At 44.6% G+C, this 19,699-nt stretch carries 15 protein-coding genes; 9 read left to right on the top strand and 6 right to left on the bottom strand.

What is annotated here, in order from left to right; all coding sequences use genetic code 11:
- The first annotated feature begins 27 nt into the window (after positions 1-27).
- A complete protein-coding gene (locus BZA03_RS06690; protein ID WP_110288317.1) occupies positions 28-1,710 on the top strand; it encodes an acyl-CoA dehydrogenase family protein in 1,683 nt (560 codons plus the stop codon).
- A 316-nt stretch (positions 1,711-2,026) separates the two neighbouring features.
- Here the strand turns inward: BZA03_RS06690 and BZA03_RS06685 are convergent, their stop codons facing one another.
- Positions 2,027-2,578: a DsrE family protein gene (locus tag BZA03_RS06685; protein ID WP_110288316.1), complete on the bottom strand. Its 552-nt coding sequence runs from the start codon at positions 2,576-2,578 to the stop codon at positions 2,027-2,029.
- A 17-nt stretch (positions 2,579-2,595) separates the two neighbouring features.
- Positions 2,596-3,657, bottom strand: coding sequence for an L-dopachrome tautomerase-related protein (locus tag BZA03_RS06680; RefSeq protein WP_110288315.1), 1,062 nt, complete (start codon positions 3,655-3,657; stop codon positions 2,596-2,598).
- Positions 3,658-3,909: 252 nt separating this feature from the next.
- Between BZA03_RS06680 and BZA03_RS06675 the strand changes: the two genes are divergently transcribed.
- The 7 genes from BZA03_RS06675 to BZA03_RS06645 all read left to right on the top strand — a co-directional run bounded on the left by BZA03_RS06675 (position 3,910) and on the right by BZA03_RS06645 (position 13,804).
- On the top strand, positions 3,910-4,485 hold the full coding sequence (locus tag BZA03_RS06675) for a DUF4136 domain-containing protein (protein ID WP_039228239.1): 576 nt from the start codon (positions 3,910-3,912) through the stop codon (positions 4,483-4,485).
- Between the two features lie 175 nt (positions 4,486-4,660).
- Positions 4,661-5,320 (top strand): hypothetical protein, encoded by a 660-nt coding sequence (locus BZA03_RS06670; RefSeq protein ID WP_110288314.1) that lies wholly within the window; start codon positions 4,661-4,663, stop codon positions 5,318-5,320.
- Between the two features lie 169 nt (positions 5,321-5,489).
- Positions 5,490-7,475 carry a class I adenylate cyclase gene (locus BZA03_RS06665; RefSeq protein ID WP_110288313.1) on the top strand — a complete coding sequence of 662 codons (1,986 nt, stop codon included), beginning with the start codon at positions 5,490-5,492 and terminating at the stop codon, positions 7,473-7,475.
- Positions 7,476-7,637: 162 nt separating this feature from the next.
- Entirely contained in the window at positions 7,638-8,030 is a 393-nt protein-coding gene (locus tag BZA03_RS06660; protein ID WP_014950296.1) for a BlaI/MecI/CopY family transcriptional regulator, read from the top strand.
- Positions 8,023-9,264, top strand: a complete 1,242-nt coding sequence (locus BZA03_RS06655; protein ID WP_110288312.1) for a TonB family protein — start codon at positions 8,023-8,025, stop codon at positions 9,262-9,264. The genes BZA03_RS06660 and BZA03_RS06655 overlap by 8 nt, the downstream gene beginning before the upstream one ends.
- A gap of 306 nt (positions 9,265-9,570) precedes the next feature.
- On the top strand, positions 9,571-10,161 hold the full coding sequence (locus tag BZA03_RS06650; protein WP_110288311.1) for a DUF2780 domain-containing protein: 591 nt from the start codon (positions 9,571-9,573) through the stop codon (positions 10,159-10,161).
- Positions 10,162-10,306: 145 nt separating this feature from the next.
- On the top strand, positions 10,307-13,804 hold the full coding sequence (locus tag BZA03_RS06645; RefSeq protein WP_258364599.1) for a DUF748 domain-containing protein: 3,498 nt from the start codon (positions 10,307-10,309) through the stop codon (positions 13,802-13,804).
- Positions 13,805-13,974: 170 nt separating this feature from the next.
- Here BZA03_RS06645 and gloA read toward each other — a convergent pair whose 3' ends face one another.
- The 4 genes from gloA to BZA03_RS06625 all read right to left on the bottom strand — a co-directional run bounded on the left by gloA (position 13,975) and on the right by BZA03_RS06625 (position 18,621).
- Positions 13,975-14,523 (bottom strand): lactoylglutathione lyase, encoded by a 549-nt coding sequence (gene gloA, locus BZA03_RS06640; protein WP_014950300.1) that lies wholly within the window; start codon positions 14,521-14,523, stop codon positions 13,975-13,977.
- Positions 14,524-14,692: 169 nt separating this feature from the next.
- Entirely contained in the window at positions 14,693-15,343 is a 651-nt protein-coding gene (locus BZA03_RS06635) for a DUF1456 family protein (protein WP_049587962.1), read from the bottom strand.
- Between the two features lie 121 nt (positions 15,344-15,464).
- Positions 15,465-17,252, bottom strand: coding sequence for a DUF1223 domain-containing protein (locus BZA03_RS06630; protein ID WP_110288309.1), 1,788 nt, complete (start codon positions 17,250-17,252; stop codon positions 15,465-15,467).
- A gap of 10 nt (positions 17,253-17,262) precedes the next feature.
- Entirely contained in the window at positions 17,263-18,621 is a 1,359-nt protein-coding gene (locus tag BZA03_RS06625) for a radical SAM protein (RefSeq protein ID WP_110288308.1), read from the bottom strand.
- Between BZA03_RS06625 and BZA03_RS06620 the strand changes: the two genes are divergently transcribed.
- Positions 18,620-19,663 carry a hypothetical protein gene (locus BZA03_RS06620; protein ID WP_110288307.1) on the top strand — a complete coding sequence of 348 codons (1,044 nt, stop codon included), beginning with the start codon at positions 18,620-18,622 and terminating at the stop codon, positions 19,661-19,663. The genes BZA03_RS06625 and BZA03_RS06620 overlap by 2 nt on opposite strands.
- Positions 19,664-19,699: the final 36 nt, after the last annotated feature.

Here is a 19,699-nt window from a genome sequence, read left to right as displayed (position 1 = left end):
CTTGTATATTCACCAAGTGGAAATGCCATGACTTCATCAAATCGATTTGTTACGCACGTTGTAGAAAACCAACCCACCATTTCCATGCCCTACAATTTGTGGCGTGATGACACCTTACTGCGCGTGTTAGTCGATCAGCATTTGCCATCATCCCACCAGCTTGACGAAGGGTTATTAGGCCAGTATGGTCAAATCGCGGGGGATGCACTTATGGCTCACGGAGAGCTTGCTAATAAGAATAAGCCAACTCTCCACACATTCGACCGCTATGGCCGCCGCATTGACGATGTTGAATTTCATCCCAGCTATCACGCGCTTATGGAAAGTGCGATGCAGCACAATGTACACAACTATTCGTGGAAGCACGAAGGCATTGAAGGCGCACACACCTTCAGGGCAGCGCTAATGTATATGCATTATCAGGCAGAGTCTGGCACGTCTTGCCCGCTGACTATGACTCACGCAGCTATTCCGGCCATGCGGTATGGAAAGCAGCTGCCACCCGTATACCTAGAGAAAACCATTAATGGTGTTTATGATCCTCGTTCCCTGCCAGCTAGTCAGAAACATGGACTGACTATTGGTATGGGGATGACTGAGAAACAAGGTGGGTCGGATGTTAGGCGTAATACCACTACAGCGGTGAAACAGGCTGATGGAAGTTACCATATCGTAGGGCATAAATTCTTTTTCTCAGCCCCCATGTGCGACGCTCATCTTATACTTGCGCAAGCCGAAGGCGGACTAAGCTGTTTTTTGCTACCAAGGTTGTTGGAAAATGGTGCACTCAATAACGTGCGAATTCAGCGTTTGAAAGACAAGCTGGGTGACTGGAGCAATGCATCGTCTGAAGTTGAATTTCAGGAAGCCACGGCATATTTGATTGGCGAAGAGGGCCGCGGTGTGCCGGTGATCATAGATATGGTGTCGCTTACGCGGTTAGACTGTATGATTGGCTCATCAGCACTTATGCGACAATCACTGATTCACGCCTTACACCACGTAAGTCATCGCGACGCATTCGGCAAGACCTTAGTCAATCAGCCTTTAATGCAAAATGTGTTGGCAGACCTCACTATTGAATGTGCGGCTGCTACTGCACTCACTATGCGCGTTGCCAAAGCGGTTGATAGTGCATCGAGCAATAATCATGAAGCTGCACTGGCAAGGCTGGCCACCGCCATTGGAAAATACTGGGTTTGTAAACGCACGCCTATGTTTGTTAACGAAGCTCAAGAGTGTTTAGGCGGTATTGGTTACGTTGAAGAAAACCCCATGCCACGATACTATCGCCAAGCGCCTCTGAACTCTATTTGGGAAGGAAGCGGAAACGTACAATGTTTAGATGTACTGCGCGCACTCGCCAAAGAGCCCAATGTTAAAGAGGCTTTGTTTAGTGAGCTTAAAACACAAGCAGGCAAAAACAAGCACTATGATATTCATCTTAGTAAGCTATTTGACGAGCTATCAAACACGCAGAATATGGAAACGCGCAGCCGATATTTAACAGAACAAATGGCGCTAGCGCTACAAGCATGTTCACTTCTTGCTACGTCACTCGATAACGACAACGCCCTTATCGACATTGCCCACACCTTCTGTGAATCAAGGCTTGGCAATGCATGTGGTTTTGCCTTAGGTACATTACCCGACACCACACCGTTTGAGAAAATTATTGCGTTTGGGCAGGTATCGTCTAGGGCCTGTTGACCTTTGGTGTACGAATTTTGGTCTAAATGGAAGCCTTTTAATCGCGAAACAGTCCTGCAAGCCTAGCGGGCTAAGTTAAAGGACTGTGACAAAGAGTAAAAGGCTTCCATAACGACCCCTTCGGGCAGCGCCTTTGTGCCATCTATACTGCGTTGAATGTTCTCGATTTAGAACCACTAAACCGTCAAACATTCGCCTTGTCTAGATGGCACACAGACCGCTGCAAAAATGTACAGCAAAGGTCAACAGGCCCTACCTAGACAATGTACAGGAGCTATAGTTAAGCTCATGTGCGCAAGAGGAATTAACTCACCACTTAAAAAGGGTTAACCGAATACCCTTTTTGTGCCAGGCGCGCGTGTGCTGTCATGGCTGACAAATCCATTTTCACTCCGTCTATCAACGCATTTTTTTCAACGCCATGGGCAGCGGCAGACTGCCCACACACTATTACGTCTACACCTTTCGCCATCAACGCTACAAGTAGCGTTTCGTTTCCATTAGGTAAGCCCTTACGCTCTTTGAAGTTTGCAGTTTTAAGCACTTCTTCTGTGGCAGAGCCGTGAACGACAAGCGCAAGCGAAAGATTTTCCTGCTTAACGCCGTTGGCTACGTGCATATTGATAAACCGTGCCAGCGACTCAAACTTGCGGTTTACCTCACCAGGGCTTGCCGCTTTGGCTACGTCAAACGCAACCTTGAATGTCTGATTTTCAGGAAAACTTACGCCCTCAACATGAGCATGCTTGCCGAAAGTGTCAAACACAGGGCCATAATCAAAATCTGATTTAGCTGAAGCTTGCCCGGCTACTAAGAGTGCTGCTGCAACCCCCAGTGACGCGCTGCCAACCCCTTTTGTGATGCTCATTGCTAATTCCTCGAACTTTAACGCGCAGGTAGCGCTGTCTTATACACTTCAAATGTCATGTCGCTAACATCACTACCCGCATCTTGTATTTTGCTATTGGTGTAGTAAAGCGCATCGTTGTAGATACTAAAGGTATCAGCCCAATTCACCACATCACCTTTCACAAGGGTGCGAAGGTCTAGACTTGGCGTAAGGTACTGTACTTCTTGCTTTTCCAGGTCAGCTAAATAGACATTACCTTGATGAAAAATCATGCCATCTGGTGCGCCTGTCGTCGCTACTTTTCGCACTTTTTCTGCCAACACGTCGTTTGACGATTTCTCGATGTCTGATGTGTTGATGGCATACAGCGAATAACCAGACAATGCGTGAAAATATAGTGTGTCGTTTAACGTATCTAGCGCGATCCCGTCAGACTGAACAGGCATAGTAAAGGGTTTGCCCTGAATACTTAACGCATCGACTTCAGCTTTAGTGGTTTTATGGTTATCTAAAATTCGATAGCTGGTATTGTCATCAAGGTTATATACCACTAAACCCGCGTGAGCCGAGTCGGTCATATAAATGCGATTCGTTTTTTCGTCTACTCGCAAGTCATTAATGTACGAATCAGGATGGTAAGCGTCTTCGCTAAGTATCAAGGTTCCTTCTATCTCGTTTGAGGCTAAATCAACAACAAATAAGCGAGGTGCATCCACTACACCTTTAAACTTAGGGTTTCGGGTGTCCAACACATACAGCTTATCCTTGTGCGCAACCACTGACTGCACCGCTAAAAAGCAGTCTTTTCTTACTTCGCTTTGTGCCACACATTCATTTGTTTGGCTATTAGGGTAAGCGACAAATTCTCCGGTGTCGGTAACCTGAGCTACGGAAAAGCGAACGCCGTCACGCCAGTTGGGCGCATTCACAAATACCCGTCCATCATTACTTACCGTAACACCGGTAATTTGCGTGCCCTTTATGTCGCCCACTAATTCAACATTCGCGTCTGATGAATGTTGCGCGATTGCATTTACAGAAAAAAGTGCGGCGACAGTGGTGGCAAGTAACCCTAGTTTTATACGCTTTGTATTCATGTCCTTTTACCTTTAATTAGTGGCTTCGCTTGTCAGCACACACCACAAAGCGGTGCGCATTAACAAAACTGAATGGAATAAAGCATACGGTCTTATCGTGAATGTGGAACACCTTTTAGCGGCTTATCTATGCAGGCTGACGAAAATCAAGTGGTGAAACTAGCTTTACCACTTATGAGATCCAAAACACGGTATGCTCTCGTTTAAGTTAAGAGCTAACAAACTTTACTGAAAATTATGCACAGCAGTATGATGAAAAAACGTGAAACTGGTTTAATGCAAAAGGCAAAGTATTTGAAAACAGTGCTACTTTTAACAGCATGTATGGTCGTGGTTGCCGCATGCAGTAGTAGTAAGCCTCAGGTAAATATGGATGAAACACAAAACTTTGCCGATATTAAAACGTTCTATATTCAGCCTCCTCTAAACCCAATCAACGCGACGCTGGCCAATCATCTTTCCTCAGCCATTACCCAGCGCCTCATTGAGAAAGGCCTCACCCCATCTTCGGAGGAGGACGCCGATATCGCGGTGGGATACCTACCTTCCACCACCACTAAAGAGGATGGCACCACCTTGAATCTAGGGCTGGGCACCGGAAGTTACGGTCGCTCTGGCGGCATTTCATTGGGCAGCATTTTTAGCATTCCGGTTGGAGAGCAAACCACGCTTCAACAAGGGCTTCAAATTGACATGGTTAAAGACGGTACATTTGTTTACAGCGCGTCAGGAGCGGTAGAGCTGGAGTCGAAAGACAGTATCAGCATTCAAAATAAACTTGATGAACTCGTCATCAGGCTCCTTGAACAATATCCGTCTAACAGATAGCTCACACCTGGGTCAGCAATAAGAACCGACTTCTTCGCTAAGGGCTCGCAAGAGCCCTTACTCCATAAAAACTCTTCATAACGATGAACTTGGCGCTGATTTTGCGTATGAATGCCTATATTAGGTCCCCCACTTTTATGCCCCACGCTATGAAGTGAGCTACACAGAGTCAGAAATGGATACCACATACAGCCAGTTGTCATCTTCACCTTCACTATTCAATTACTTGGGCGACACAGCAAATGCCCAAAGCGCACTTCAAGATGTTGTAGAAAAATCCAAGCAGGCTAATGCTCTCGGTGATGCGTTCAGTGCGTTTAATGGTGAACTACAGGGCAATCAAATTGACACATATCTTGAAAAAATAGAAAGCGGCGAGGCCTCACTCAACGGCAACACAATTGCAAACTACCTCGATTTTAATCGGCAAAAGCTTGCCTCGGAATTAAGTGATTTAGCGGCAAAACTTGGTATTTCAGACGATACAAAGCTAACGGTGAGTAAAGGCGAGCTGGTAATTGAAAGCAGTCAGGGCGAGCAAGAGCTTGATAAAACCACGTTGCGCCTACAACAGTACCTAGAAAAGGACACCAACCTTACGTCACTTATTCAACAAACATCTCGTCTGTCTCAGTTCAAAGAATGGGGAGATGCCACGACATTTGCATCAACACTACAAGAGAAAGGCACTGACGAAGCGACTATCCAGTCATTTTTAAAAGAAGCCCGAACGTCAGTGACGTCTGACAATACGCTGATATTCAATAAAAACGGGTTCGGCTTTTCTTCCGATGGTAAAACTGATGCGCTAATTGATGCATTTGATAAGCAGTAAGGGCAATCTTACAAAGTGAATAAGTCTCTATTCATTACCTCCCTCTTACACGAGAGCAGGTAAGTACGGAATATCACAAATTAAGAATCACTTTTTCTGTGCGAAATTAGAGGAAGTCGACGCGAAATAACGCTATGCTTGGCTGCATGATGAAGTGCAGATTGACATAATGGCAGCGCAACAGCCGCTTTCCGTTCAGCAAAACCTTACCATTAGGTTATTGCGCGTATTGCGATACAACAAAGCACGTATTGAGCGTGCACTTACGCTCATGCCTGAAAAGCACAGGCCGCTTTTTCATGTGCTTCCCTTTCTTGTACATGTTAACCACGAAGCCCTTCCAGGATATGTGGCCCCACTCACTTCGGGTGAAACCGTTCCATTTGGTATCAACAATTACTCGTTTAGACCTGATGTAGAACAAGCTTTGCAGCGCTGTTTTCCTGCACAGAGTCACTTGTTTTCAGACATTAAGCAAATTTGGCCAAGACAGCGGGCGGTTGATGCACTGGTTTTAATGGGCAGCGTGGGGACTATTGCTCAGACTGACGACTCAGACTTTGATTTTTGGGTGTGTATTGACGGTAAACGTTTTTCGACTACTGAGCTAGCTTTACTTCAACAAAAGCTAACAGCCATTGAAAAATGGGCGGATATCACCTTTGGTATTGAAGTGCATTTCTTTTTATCTGAAATAGATAAGGTTAAGCAAAACGATTTTGGCGTCGCTGAAGGTGAAAGCGCGGGCTCGGCGCAAGCCCTGTTTCTAAAAGCTGAGTTTTACAACACCAATATAGTAGTAGCAGGCAAAGCGCCGTTTTGGTGGCTTACTCCAGAGAAAACAACAGAGAAGCAGTATCAGGCTATTTACAATAGTTTGGAAAAAGGCGGCTCACCAGACGTAGACTGGTTCATGGACTTGGGTCACTTAGAGCGACTAGACGCAAGCGAACTTTTTGGCGCCGCCATCTGGCAATTAGGCAAAGCCATGGACTCGCCATTCAAGTCCGTATTAAAAATGGCAAAGCTTGAAGTATACCTTGCCAATATCTCTCACGGACAACCACTGTGCAACCTTTTGAAAAAGCATGTACACCGCGGTGCTGAAGCTCCAGGGCATGTTGCAGATATCGACCCCTACGCACTCATGTTTGACGAACTCATCGCTCACTACAAAGCCAATGGTCAGGCGGAAGATATTGCTGTATTGCAGCAGTGTTTATATTTGAAATGTGGGTGTACATTGAGCCACCCGCTTGTAGAAGGTGAGCAAGCGAATTTCAAACGCAAAATTATGGCCTCGTATGCAAAACAGTGGGGGTGGAGCCGCAAACTACTTGCCCACTTGGATAACCAACAAGATTGGACATTCAATGAACGTGTGCAGCTGAGCCGTCGAATTCACCGCTTTTTATTAAAGTGTTATCGCCGCATCTCCAAAGAGATTAGTCACCATCAACAGGTGATGGATCAAAAAGACATGACCGTTCTGGGCCGCCGATTAAGTACCTATTACGCTAAAAAGCCGGATAAAATTGAGTTTTTGCGACGCGCTTTTGACGAAAGCCTTTACTGCGAAAAAATCACCATTGCTATGCGTCAGCTCAAAAATGGTGATGAAGTATGGTCAGCCTATGCTGGTGATTTACTGAGTAAATCGGGCATTATCGACGATTCACAAAAAGTTACTCAAGCGACTAGCGCCATTGCACTGATGGTCTGGCTTGTGTCGAGCAAAATAATAGATACAAACAGTAAGGTTTATCTCGATTACAATTACGGTGAAGTGAGCGAACTAGACTTGAACGATTTGCTTAAGCATTTGTGCAAGTATTTTCCTCCTGTCAAAGTGTCGTCACTACCGCGTAATGACTTGCTGGCGCCAGAACGCATAACGGCATGTTTTGCCATTGTGAACTTCCCCACCCTACGCCAAAAAGCCACGGTAGAGAATGTATCCATTCTTTATACGACGTCTTGGGGTGAAACCTTTTTGAGACACGGCAGCGACGTGCTGGATACGCTGTGGTACGACTTACAAGAAGTAACCCCAAAGCCGCCGTGCTATGTAATGGTGCCACGTGGAAATCAACAAGCACGAATACTCGGCGAGTTCTTAGAAGCTAACGAGCTTAATTTCACCGTTTTATACTGATACGTCCAACGTAACGCTTTCAAAGAAGCGCCAAGCGTAGTACTCCATCTCACACTATCTCTCCGTTTAAAAAATATGCAGAAAAAGCTTGCGCTTTAGAATTACAAGTGTAATCTAAAAGCATGGACTACAAATGTAATCAAAATAACAGACGTCATAATTATGAGTAAAATGTCAGACAAACCCGAAATTTCAAACGCTGAATTTGAAGTGCTGGACGTACTGTGGGACGACCATCCTGCCACGTCGAACGAGGTTATTGCGCGACTTAATGACAAAAAAGACTGGCACGAAAAAACCGTCAAAACCTTGTTAGGCCGCTTAGTAAAAAAAGAAGTGTTAGGGTTTGAAAAGCAGCAGCGCCAGTATCTTTATTATCCGCTGATTGCTAAAGAAGACTATACAAAGAAAGAAACCACGAGTTTTGTTAGCCGACTGTTTAAAGGCAAGATCGCCCCTATGGTCGCCGGTTTTGCAAATCAAAACTCGTTATCTAAACAAGATGTGGACGAGCTCAAAGCCCTTATCAAGAAATGGGAAGAAAACAATGATTGATTGGATTATTGCTCAGCAGGGTATTTTGTCGCTAGCGCTTGTTTTACTCATGGTGTGCGAACACTTTTTCACTAACAAAATTGGGGCTTCGCTTACCTATAAGCTATGGGCGCTGATACCAGCTTGCCTCATAGTCAACAACCTTCCAATGTCGCTGGTTAACATTCCATCAAATAGCTTTGCTCGCTATGTGGTTGGCGTTAAGCCCACATTAAACACCGTTGAGTTTGAAACCTGGTTTACTGTATGGGCGATTGGCGTAAGCGCAATTACAGCCTATGTCTTAGCGCATCATCTTAAAATATGGGCATCGATAGGAAAGCGCCACGCTATCCACATCAATGCCTACTATTCCAGTAAAGCTACCACACCTATGCTATTTGGTTTTATCTTCCCAAAGGTGCTTATTCCCTTCTCATTTAAAAGTGCATTTTCGATTCAACAACAAGCACTGGTATTAGAGCACGAGAACGTGCATCGCAAACATTACGATCACCTGTGGAACGCGTTAGCGCTGGTTATCGCTATTGTATTTTGGTTCAACCCACTGGTTTGGCTTGCGCTAAAATCCTTCAGAATTAATCAAGAATTGGCTTGTGATCACGCAGTACTGAAAGACAAGACAGACAACGAAAAACTTACCTATGCAAAAGCACTCGTGCAGTGTGCCGAGCATGGTTCAGACGCCCTGCACTTTACACGCGGGCTTTACCCAACCTTTGGAGAAAAAAGGACTATGATCAAACGTTTAAACGCGATAAAGCAACCTATGCGTAACAATAAGGCACTGGCTGCAGGCGTACTTTCAATTGCCGCCATGCTTACCATCAACACGGCTTTAGCCAATGCGCCAGTAGCAGAGACAAAATCTGAAGCTAAGATTAACCAGGCATCGCCGGTTAAACGCGTTCCACCAAGCTATCCAGAAAAAGCAGCGCAGCAAAATGTAGAAGGTTTCGTTGTACTCTCTTTCGATATTACTGAAACGGGCGCTACAGATAATGTAAAAGTAGTAAAATCGGTACCTGCTGGCGTGTTTGATAAAAGTGCAAAAGTTGCCCTGAAACAATGGGAATACAAGCCTCGTATTCAAGGTGGCAAAGGCGTGAGGCAGACCGGCCTTCTGGTGCAGCTAGACTATCAGCTTGGTGCCTCTCTTGATACGGCGAGTGTTGAAAAGAACGCTTCCCCTGATGTAGAGCGTATAATCGTTCCACCCAAACAGAGCAAGTAAGCCCCAAAATTGTCAGAATACTAAAAGGAGCGTATCGCTCCTTTTAGTGTTTTGTCTAATTGACTTAGTTCCTGCCTGCTGCACACTACCACTCGATCACCCAAGTCTCTTATAAAATGTAAAGTGCCTTTACAATTTCTATAGAGAATTTACGTCCTCACTACGTTAGAATGTGAGTATTCACACACCTGAAAACTTCTAATTTATGGAAGGTTTAAATAGTCGATAGCGCAATTGCTATGGTTATTTTCAATCAAGTTACTCCAGACGGGCTTTCGCTGCTGGTGTACAAAAAGGAAATCTATAATGAATCGTATCGTTTTAGCACCTACAGTGCTTGCCCTTACTTTTTTTACTACTTGTGCTAATGCCAATATTGATCAGCTTAAAGGTCTGTTAGGCGGTAAGAAAGCGGAATCGACAGTCACTTCCAGTAGCCTAACTGAAATGGCAACCAGCGCAGCATCTAATATCGACTTGGCTAGCTTAGTGAGTTCAGTTGCAGGTAACCTTAACGTGTCTGAAAACCAATCAGAAGGTGGCATAGCGTCAATTATGAACTATGTACAAGGCAACCTTTCAGGCGCTGATTACGCCCAGTTGGCAAGCAGCATTCCAGGTATTGATAGCCTGCTTGAAGATGTTCCCTCTCTTAGTGGTAACTCAGCAGCAAGCTCAAGTTCTTCACTATCAGGCTTACTCAACAAGGGCTCTGAGTACAGCTCTACACTTAAATCGGTAAACGACTTAAAGCAACAATTTGAAGCGTTAGGCCTTTCAACCGATATGATTGCCAGCTTTGTCACTCAAATCAGCTCGTATCTAAATGTAAATGCAGATGAAGAAACACAGGCGTTGTTTAAATCTGGCCTAGATAATTTGCTAACCGCTCTGTAACCTGTCTAAGGCGTATTAATTCTCTTCTACAATCCAAATTAATACGCTTTAACTTTTTTGCAGGGGCTTTTAGCTTGGTGAAATAGCAACTCCTGTTTATCTTTTTACATTCAAATACACAGCCTAATCGCCTATGCAAAATGCAATGTCTCGGTTTTCTACGAAGCCCAAATGGTTTCGACTATCCACTTATCTTGTTCTCATCTACCTTACTTACGCGCTTCTTATCGGCGTAGTTACGCCTGCGGTGTTAAAGGCAAAGTTACCCAACATAGTAAAAGAAAACATTGGAAGAGATGCTGCTGTTGAAGATATTGCAATCAACCCTTTCTTGCTAAAGATAGAAGTGACTAATTTTGTTATCTATCCAAATATACACTCTTCAAATGAAAGCGAAGATAACGTCGTAATCCTGAACCAAGAAAATCATTTCTTTAGCGTAGGCAATGTTTCACTGGACGTTGGATTCTGGCAATCACTTTTCACCTTCACTCCTGCCGTTGAATCGCTAACCATAGACGAACCTTTTGTTTCCATTGCACGTTTAAGCGAAAGTGAAGACACACAAATCTTCAACTTCTCTGACATTCTTACCCACGTAGAGAAACGCAGTACAAAAGCACCTGAAGAGCCTAATGACACTAGCGAAGGGCAAATTCCCCGAATTACGTTACGTGATTTTGCACTTAACGCAGGGCGAGTGGTTATTGAAGACAAGGTGACCAACACCCTACTTGATTACCCAGAATTGAGCGTTGACTTGCAAGATTTGGATACTCACGCTTTGATCAGTTCAAGCAGTGTTGGCAACAAAAACGCTAACCCTAAAAGCGATAAAAGTGAGAGTGCTCAATCAAAAGGTAAGTTAGCGTTCAATCAATATCAATTTAACTTGCTCACCGCAGAGAAAGGTAACATCGCCATTGATGGCGAGTTTCAGCTATCTCCGTTAAAAGTCACGACAGACATAGCAATAAACGATGTAGCGCTTACGCCGCTTTGGTCACTTTCGAAAGATTTGATAGAAGCAGATTTAGTAGACGGCAAGGTTAACTTAAGCTTACATGCTGAAGTTTTTGAACAAAATACAGCCTTCCAGTTTATTCTAGAGCGTGGCGAATTTGCTGTTAACAATCTTGTGTTTAACGCAGATTCTTCGCCTGCCACAACAGGCACCGCCAAGAGTTCGCAAGAGATCATTGCCATACCCGCGTTTGCCATACACGATATAAACGTAAACGCATTAGAACAGCAAGTTAGCATTGCTGAAGTTGCTTTTGACAACGTTCGAGTGTCGGGCCTATTTGACAAGTCAGAGCTTGATTTACAGCGTCTGTTTACCCCAAAAAGCCCAGCGGCAGATGCTACATCAGCTAACGCTAACCCCAGCGCAGCGCAAGAAGGAAATAGCGCAGCGCATATAGGTAATAGCGCAGCGCATACAAGTAATAGCACAGCGCAAAAGGGAAATAGTGAAACAGAAGATGGGGATGTTTCCAACGTAGCAACCGACAGCACAGAAGAACTAGCACATGACACGTCGTGGTATGTTGAACTTCACCAATTTGCATTTAATGACGGTAGCATTGACCTTTTAGAGCGTAGCGTAAGTGACGGTACTTACTACCGCATCAGCAACCTCAATATTAAAAGCGGAAAAGTCACTACTGACTTCTCTAAACCTATTTCCTACACCACCAGTTTACATGTCTCTGCCGACCCACAGACGTTTAGCGACACATCCAAAGGTGCACTAAGCAGTAGCGGCAGCGTAGTTATTGCAGAACAAACTGTGCAGGGTAAAGCAGCGATTGAACAACTGGTGCTAAGTCAGTTCCAGCAGTACGTTTCTCCCCACGCAAATGTGACCCTTGAAGATGGGCTACTTAATTTAAACGTTGAGTTTGATGGGGCATTTAACAACGCCGCTGATAAAGACGATATAGACTCACTAAACGTTAAGGCGAGTACTAGCATTAATAATTTAAGCGTACTGGATGACGCCAGCTCTCCCCTACTACAATGGCAGTCTTTAAATGTAGACAACATCGAATTTGACCACGCATCGAACCAGCTAAGCGTAGACAACATTCACCTACAAGCGCCATTTGCACGACTTATTATTGATGAAGCTAAACAGACCAATGTGAGTAAGCTGATTGTCAATTCATCAGACAAGTCCGCTAACAGTGAAAGTGCCAGCGAAACTGGCAGCGCAACCGCGTCGAAAGCATCAAACGCAAACGTGCCTGCGGGCACTACAGCTGAGCCTTCACAAGCCAACGAATTGGCCATCGCCGTTAACACCATATCAATAGAAAACGGCAAAGCGTACTTTGCTGACCATTCATTAACGCCAAAATTTGCGTCTGCTATAGAAAGTTTAAATGGCAAAGTATTGGGAATTGACTCTCGCTCAACTTCCCCTGCCAATGTGGATATCACCGGAAAGATAGACAACTATGCTCCGGTCAAACTAGCAGGCACTATCCACCCATTAAAAGATGATATAGACCTTGATTTGGATTTTTCAGTCAAAGGCGCCGAACTGACTTCAGTCAACCCCTACTCAGGCACCTACATGGGCTACTACATTGACAAAGGCTTGCTGTCTTTGGCTGTGCAATACAAACTAAACGGTAAGGCGCTGGAAGGTAAAAATCATGTTGTTATTGATCAATTAACGTTGGGCAAGAAGTCGAACTCTGATCAGGCATTAAGCTTACCGCTTGGGCTTGCCATTGCGTTGCTAGAAGACAGAAACGGGGTTATCGATTTGGGTTTGGATGTGTCTGGCGATATCGACAGCCCAGATTTTAGCTTTGGCTCTATTATCCTCAATGCCATTGGTAACATTATTACCAAAGCAGTTACTGCACCCTTTTCGCTACTTGCGAACCTGGTTGGCAGTGACGACGAACTCGACAACGTTGAGTTCGGGTTTGGAGAGCATTCGCTCAGTGCGGATGCTCAAGAAAAACTGAATACCCTTGCCAAAGCCCTTAAAAAACGTCCAGGACTTAGGGTTAATATCGAAGGTACTGTCAACGCCATGTCTGATGCAAGTGCCCTAGCGCAACGTCAGTTGAACACTACACTTTTAACAAGAAGCGGCTATGCTGATTCATCTGCAACTACCGGCAACGTTAGTACTAACGAAAAATATCTTGCTGGCGGTGAAAATGAAAGTTCCAACACCCTTGGCAGAGTACAGCGCGACTCAATAAGTGGCAGTAGTATCCCACTGGAAGGCCCGTTAGCCGATGCGCTTTTATCCTACTATGTTGAGGTGTTTACACCTGACCTTAATCAAGAATATGACAACATGGTGGCGCAGCTTTACCCTGAACTCGCAAATTCAGACAATGAACAGAGCCAAAAGAGTGCTGATAACAATAAGGAAGTCATTAACGAAGAAAGTGTAAACCGAGCATTAAGCATTGCCCGATACAACAAACTACGTAACAACATTGATATCCCTGAAAGTGACTTAATCCTTCTGGCTGACGCGCGCAGTAAAGCGGTGAAAGGTTATTTGGCAAATGAAGCTGAGGTAGAAGCGAATCGCTTATTCTTGCTTAATACTCAGCACGACTTACATACCGAATTTAGCGGTGTGGAATTAACGTTAGAAGCGAAGTAATGAACGGGTTGGCTTGAAAATAAAACCCTATAATTTAGGGTTCCATAAGGTCACTAAACAAAAAAGGGTAGCTTATTCAGTTAAGCTACCCTTTTTTGTAAACAGTGACTTCTGATACTACTTGCTACTTAAAACCCAGCTAGCAAATGGTACCGTAGTGCGTGCCTCGCCTACTTCTTCAAATGGGGCGCGCAAGTTGCGGATACGTTAGACGCGTTGAAAATTTCGATCCAATAGCCGTCTGGGTCTTTGATAAATGCGATCCCTTTCATAGAACCATCATTAAGCCCTTTCTGAAAAGGAACGTCTAGTGATGCAAATCGTGCACATGCAGCTTCAGCATCAGGCACATGAAAACCAATATGCCCAAAACCTTTTGGCTCTGTATTTCCGTTATGATAATCAACCGTTTCTGGTGTATCGCCCCAATTGTGGGTTAGCTCCAACATGGCCGGGCGACCAAAAGTTTGCTGAGTACGTTCGTCTACATCGTCAGAAATATCAGAGAAATCATCACCTGCCGCCAAAAAATAAAGGCTGAACTTCATTTCTTCAAAATCTAGACGCTTAATTAGCGTCATTCCCATAACTCGCGTATAGAAATCTAGCGAACGCTTGGGGTCGGCAATGCGCAGCATAGTTTGGTTGAACACAAAACCTTGTGTCGCGGCATCTTTCTCTTCATACAGGCCTTCGGCCTTATCGAAATGTCGGCTCATAATAGTCGTCCTTAGCGATATAGATAATTAAGGCAAGGCAATCTTGCTTTGCCTAAAAACGAGTGCATAGAAGTGAGGGGTAATTTTCTTTTCACAACAGCACTTAGTCTATCCTCTTACGCGCTTTACCTCAGATGCGTTTTATTCAACGCCTATTTTTACAGCGCTTTTATTTTTTAGGGAGCTTTCCCCAAACCGAACCTGCATCACTTTTTTTCACTGGCGACACTTTAGTATTGGTGTTTTTGCCAGCCGCTTCTTTTTGTTTGCTAGCGCCTTTATTAAATGAGCTTGGCTTAGTACCAGAAGTGCTTGAGCTATCTGATTTTTTAGGCGAAGTTTGTCGCGTGGACTCCGGTCGATATTTTTTCACCATACCTTGCAACAAATTGCGAACCACTTGATCGCCAGCAGGTTTAAAGTTGCGATGGTCTGGCTTTCTAAAAAACGCCGATAGCTCACCTTTACTCATTCTAAAGTCTGCTAATTTAAGCACCGCTATCATATCGTCATCTTTATAACTCATCGCAATACGGATTTTGCGCAGTACTTCGTTATTGCTTAATCGCTCTTTTGGCCCCAGTTCTTGAGGCATTTGCCCTTCTTGACGACCACGATTTTTAATAATCAATCCATCTAGAAACAGCGCAATAATCTTATCGCGACACGGCAGATAGCCCTCTTCGCCTTCCCGCTTCATCACAGCATGTAAATAATCAATTTCCATGTCGTAGTTCACTAATTTAAAAATACTTATGGCGGCGGTATCGTTTATCGCTAATGCATAACGAAGGCGACGTAGAACATCGTTGTGGATCATGGAAATGGGCCTGAAAAGTGGAGTAGCTAGTAATTGGTATGGATTAAAGTGTAGCGCAACGCGCGCTTTCGCATATTTTACACTACTTGGCCATTCGCATCTATCGAGAGTGTTCCCTTACTCAAGGGAGCCACCAGGACGCTGCAACTTGAAGTGGCGAGGGGTCGTTGGTATCAGAGACCCAAACAACGAGGGCGTGTTTTATGGCTTTTATATGAGTGTTACTGGGCGAAGGCAGAGTAGCCACATATTGCTGAGCATTGTCGCCGTTGCTACTCAATAACGCGTTTTCATAATCGACTACTATAAAGTCGTGAGTGAGTTTACGCCCCGCGTTTTCTCCCCGCTTGACTGAGGTTTCTATGCCAAAGCCAAGTAAGGCAGCGTGAACAACTAGCGTGTTCGATGTCTTTCTGTTGATATTGTTGAAGGACACATCAATGATGTTGTTTTGAACCGAAGCATGAAGTTCGCCAGACAGAGGGGCGACTCGGTTAGGTAACGGCTGCCCCCGAAACCATCCATTCCAAGCACGACCGTTTAAAGCAAAACCTGGCGTGGCAATGGTGTTTGCTTTGCCTACACGCTTGTAGTCTCGCTGCCGTTTACTAAAAGTACTGTCAGCAAATGGATCCTTCCAGCCTAGATAATCCCAGTAGTCCACGTGAAAGTTAATGGGAACCAGTTCTGTCCATAATTTATCGCTCTTTACAAACCCTGAAATCCATTTTTCCGCAGGCGGACAGCTGCTGCAACCTTGGGATGTATAAAGTTCCAAGACGATTGTTTGGTTGGGCGTACTGGTAAGTATAAAAGGCGTGTTTGTTGATTCATTGGTTGCTGTATTTGTTGCTACGTCTGTCGCTACATTTGCTGCTAGCAGCGGCGTAGATGACTGCGTAGTTGATAGCGCTGATTCTGACGCTAGTGCATGGGCTGAACCTGACGTTTTGCTCTCATTAGAATGCAGAGTGAGGGCAGCTTTAACTATGGGGCTCTTTGTGGCTTGACTTGAAGCATTATCCACGTCGCTATTTGTAAATGTTGAAACCTTCGAGTGTTCCGGTTGTGCATTAATACGCCAGTCATAATCAATAAACCGCAGCTTATAATTCTTAGGAATAGGTTCGGCTAGATACTGGTTAATGTATTGTGGCAAGTCCTTTACTTTGCCTGAAGCGACAAAGTCTTCAGTATAAAAATCGAGGATTTCCGAAACGTACACGCGCTTGCGTTTGTCATCAAAGTAAAAGTGTTTCTTACTCCCAAAGAACTCACGGGTGGCTTGTTCAAGGGTGTCGTCTAAGGTTTCTGCATAAAACGGCGTTTGCGGTAGCCTTGGGCAATCTTTTACCATGCAGTTAAGCGCAAAGTGGGCTCTGGGCTCGTTAAGCGGTCTAATTACATCGTTTTCAAAATCATATAAATTTGTGACTTTACCGCCAATCACCACATCGCGAAACTTGAAAAAAGCTGCTCGTGAAAAGAAACTGGTAAAGCCATCGGGAATACCTTTTTCAATGACACCGTACATGGCTAACGCATTATAGCTATTGATGTAATAGGCCATTATGGATTGTGGTGAGTCAAACAATTCAGGGGTCATTTCAGGGCTAGCAAAACTAATAAAATTAATGACGTTTTCAAGGGGCGCTATATCTTTAGATAACCCTTTGAAATCGGTTCGTCCCTGCTCATCTACATAGTGTTGGAGTACATATTCCCAGTCTTGTGATGCTTTTCGATAGGCTTGCTTGAGCTCTTTTATCGCTGCGGTTTCAACACTGTAGTCAATTATCTGCTTATCAGACGCCTGGCTACTGTTGGCAGCTGGTAAAATATACAACAGCAGCATGGACAAGATAATGGCTAACACACTCCCAAATTGAGGAAATCGGCGAGGCTTCATGATCTTCTCCTTACACGCTTTTGGCTGGATGGTGACGCTTGCCATTTGTACTATGCGCATTTGCTGACAGCGAACTAGGTGTTGTTATATCTGGGATTTCGCGAATGGGTATTACATTATTTTGTTTGTAGCGTTCTCCAAGTGGCTGGTACTGCTTTTTCTGCCCATGGCGGTCGGTATATGTCAGAGGTTTCAATATATGTTCATCGCGCTCGGCGTTGTGCTTGCACATAGAGATGGGACCATCTGCGGTCATAACCATGAATGAACACGCATCAATTCTGTCTTGCTGAAGGGCGTTGGCATCCATAAAATTTTGAACAAAAAACGACAGTTTGTGCACACGTCCTTTGCTTTTGAAAAGGCTGCTACGCATTTCAAACAGCTTCAATGAGGTCGCTTTTGCAAGCTTCCAAATCCACTTTGGCCTAGCAAGCAGTGCTTTACTGTAATCCCATATAATCTGTGCCGTGCCGTGCTGCCGGGTTGTTTGTATGTGCTTAAAATCCTCAATGAACTGCGCAAATAAGAGTGCATCATCAACGACGGAATAAACCTGTTTATCAGCCACTAACGTTGGCATGTAGCTATGACAGTCGTTATGCCCAATACGTACTTTTTCCCACGGCAGCGCTTTGCTAATTGTTTTTTCTATAGCGGCTTTCACCGTTACGGGGTCAATTACATCAGCTCTTGCTCCCCATTCCCCTCGGCCTGTTTCTGCCTGTAGCTGAAATGAGGCGAAACTTACGGCGTCTGCATGCTGCACAAAAAAATCCACCAACATGGGCAATTCTTTGAAATTATCGGTGTGCACGGTGGTGTTAAAAATAATCATAAGCCCCAAGCCTTTGGCCCGTTCTATGTATTCTTCGCGGATAGCATTTAGCGATGCTTCATCAGGGAAACCTTTACGTTCTTGGGTGGTATCAACGTGAAAAGCGACATCGTTTAAGCCAACTTTAGCTAAAGCTGTTAGCAGGTCACGGGAAGCCGCAATACCGTTGGTGAAAAGTGCGGTGTGCAAACCGAGCTTATTGGCATATTCGACAATTTCAATTAGCTCGCTGCGCTTTCTTAACGTAGGGTCACCACCGGTTATTTGTACACTGGTACCAGGACCATAGTGACGAAGGACATTGTCTAATCGCTTAAACACTTCTTGAATGGGAATGTCGCGAACCGCTTGCGAATGCTCAGATAAATAGCATAAGGTGCAATCAAGATTACACTTTTGCGTGATTTCAACAGCAACACAACCTATGGTGTGCGTGCGGCCCAGCAACTGATTTGGGGTAAAATGTTCACCCATGCGTTTTTGGGTATGACGAAGTTGTTGATTTCTAGTGATACCAGGGGAGCACGCCATGTCAATGCGCCTTTTTCGAACTACACAGTATCAACAAAGACCTATTACATATAAAAATACTTTCACGGCGTGCCGTTTTTTTGCACTAGTTTTATTGTCATGCAACGCACTCGCTTCTTCTGATACAACTGAAAACCAATCGCTATTCACAACAACGTCGACTTCGTTCGAAGAAGTAAAAAGCCGTGTTTTTTCAGATCCCTATTCGGCGCTACCGCAATATGAAGTGTCGCGGAAACACTTCGATGCTGACGGTGAAAATCTGCTGCTAAGTCACGCTAAAAGAACCCTTTCTTCCAACGCAAATTTTATAGAATTAGGTACCAAGCATAAGCTACTTCAAGCTAATGGTATTTGCTTCGCTGGCACATGGAAAATTAATCACAGCAGCCCTTATTCGGGGCTTTTTCAAGCACGCACAAGCGTGCCGGTTATCGTAAGAGCGTCAGTCAGCTTGAGCGGTACAAAGCAGCGAGATAAGCGTGCTTTTGGTATGGCAATCAAGCTTTTCCCCAATACTCAAAGTACGATTACTGAAAACATATTTTTAATGCACTCGCTGGGTGGCACTAAAACCCAGCACGTGGCCAACTTACCTATGACCAACGAGCCCGCTCTGGGCGAATTGCCGCCTTTCAGTCAATTACTCACCGCTTATCGCTTGGAAAGCGATCTTGAAGAAGCAGATCAAGCGTTTAGCGGAAAAAATGCGAATGCGCGTTTCAGACCTGTTTCACATTTGGCAGAAGTATTGCTCCCCAACGACGAAATAGCGAATAACGTGAGGCAAGGTCCTTACTGGCTAAAAGCGTCGTTAAAACCTGATACACCGCTAGTGAATAAAGATGACTTTAGGGATGAATTGTCGTTGCAGCATTACCCAAATAAGACGCTATCTTGGGTTTTATCTGCTGCCAATTTTAACGATGCAGGGATAGATAAAGCCCAATGGCAAGAGATAGGTGAAATGACATTGACTGAATCTGTGACCTCCCTTACCTGCGACACGAAACTTCACTTTAATCACCCTGCAATCAAATGACGCTAAGCAATTCCGTTTAAACGGGTAAACCTCGCG

It is taken from the genome of Alteromonas sp. I10, from assembly GCF_003201515.1.
Classification (GTDB): Bacteria; Pseudomonadota; Gammaproteobacteria; order Enterobacterales; family Alteromonadaceae; genus Alteromonas; species Alteromonas macleodii.
This window is presented reverse-complemented; position numbering and strand designations above follow the sequence as displayed.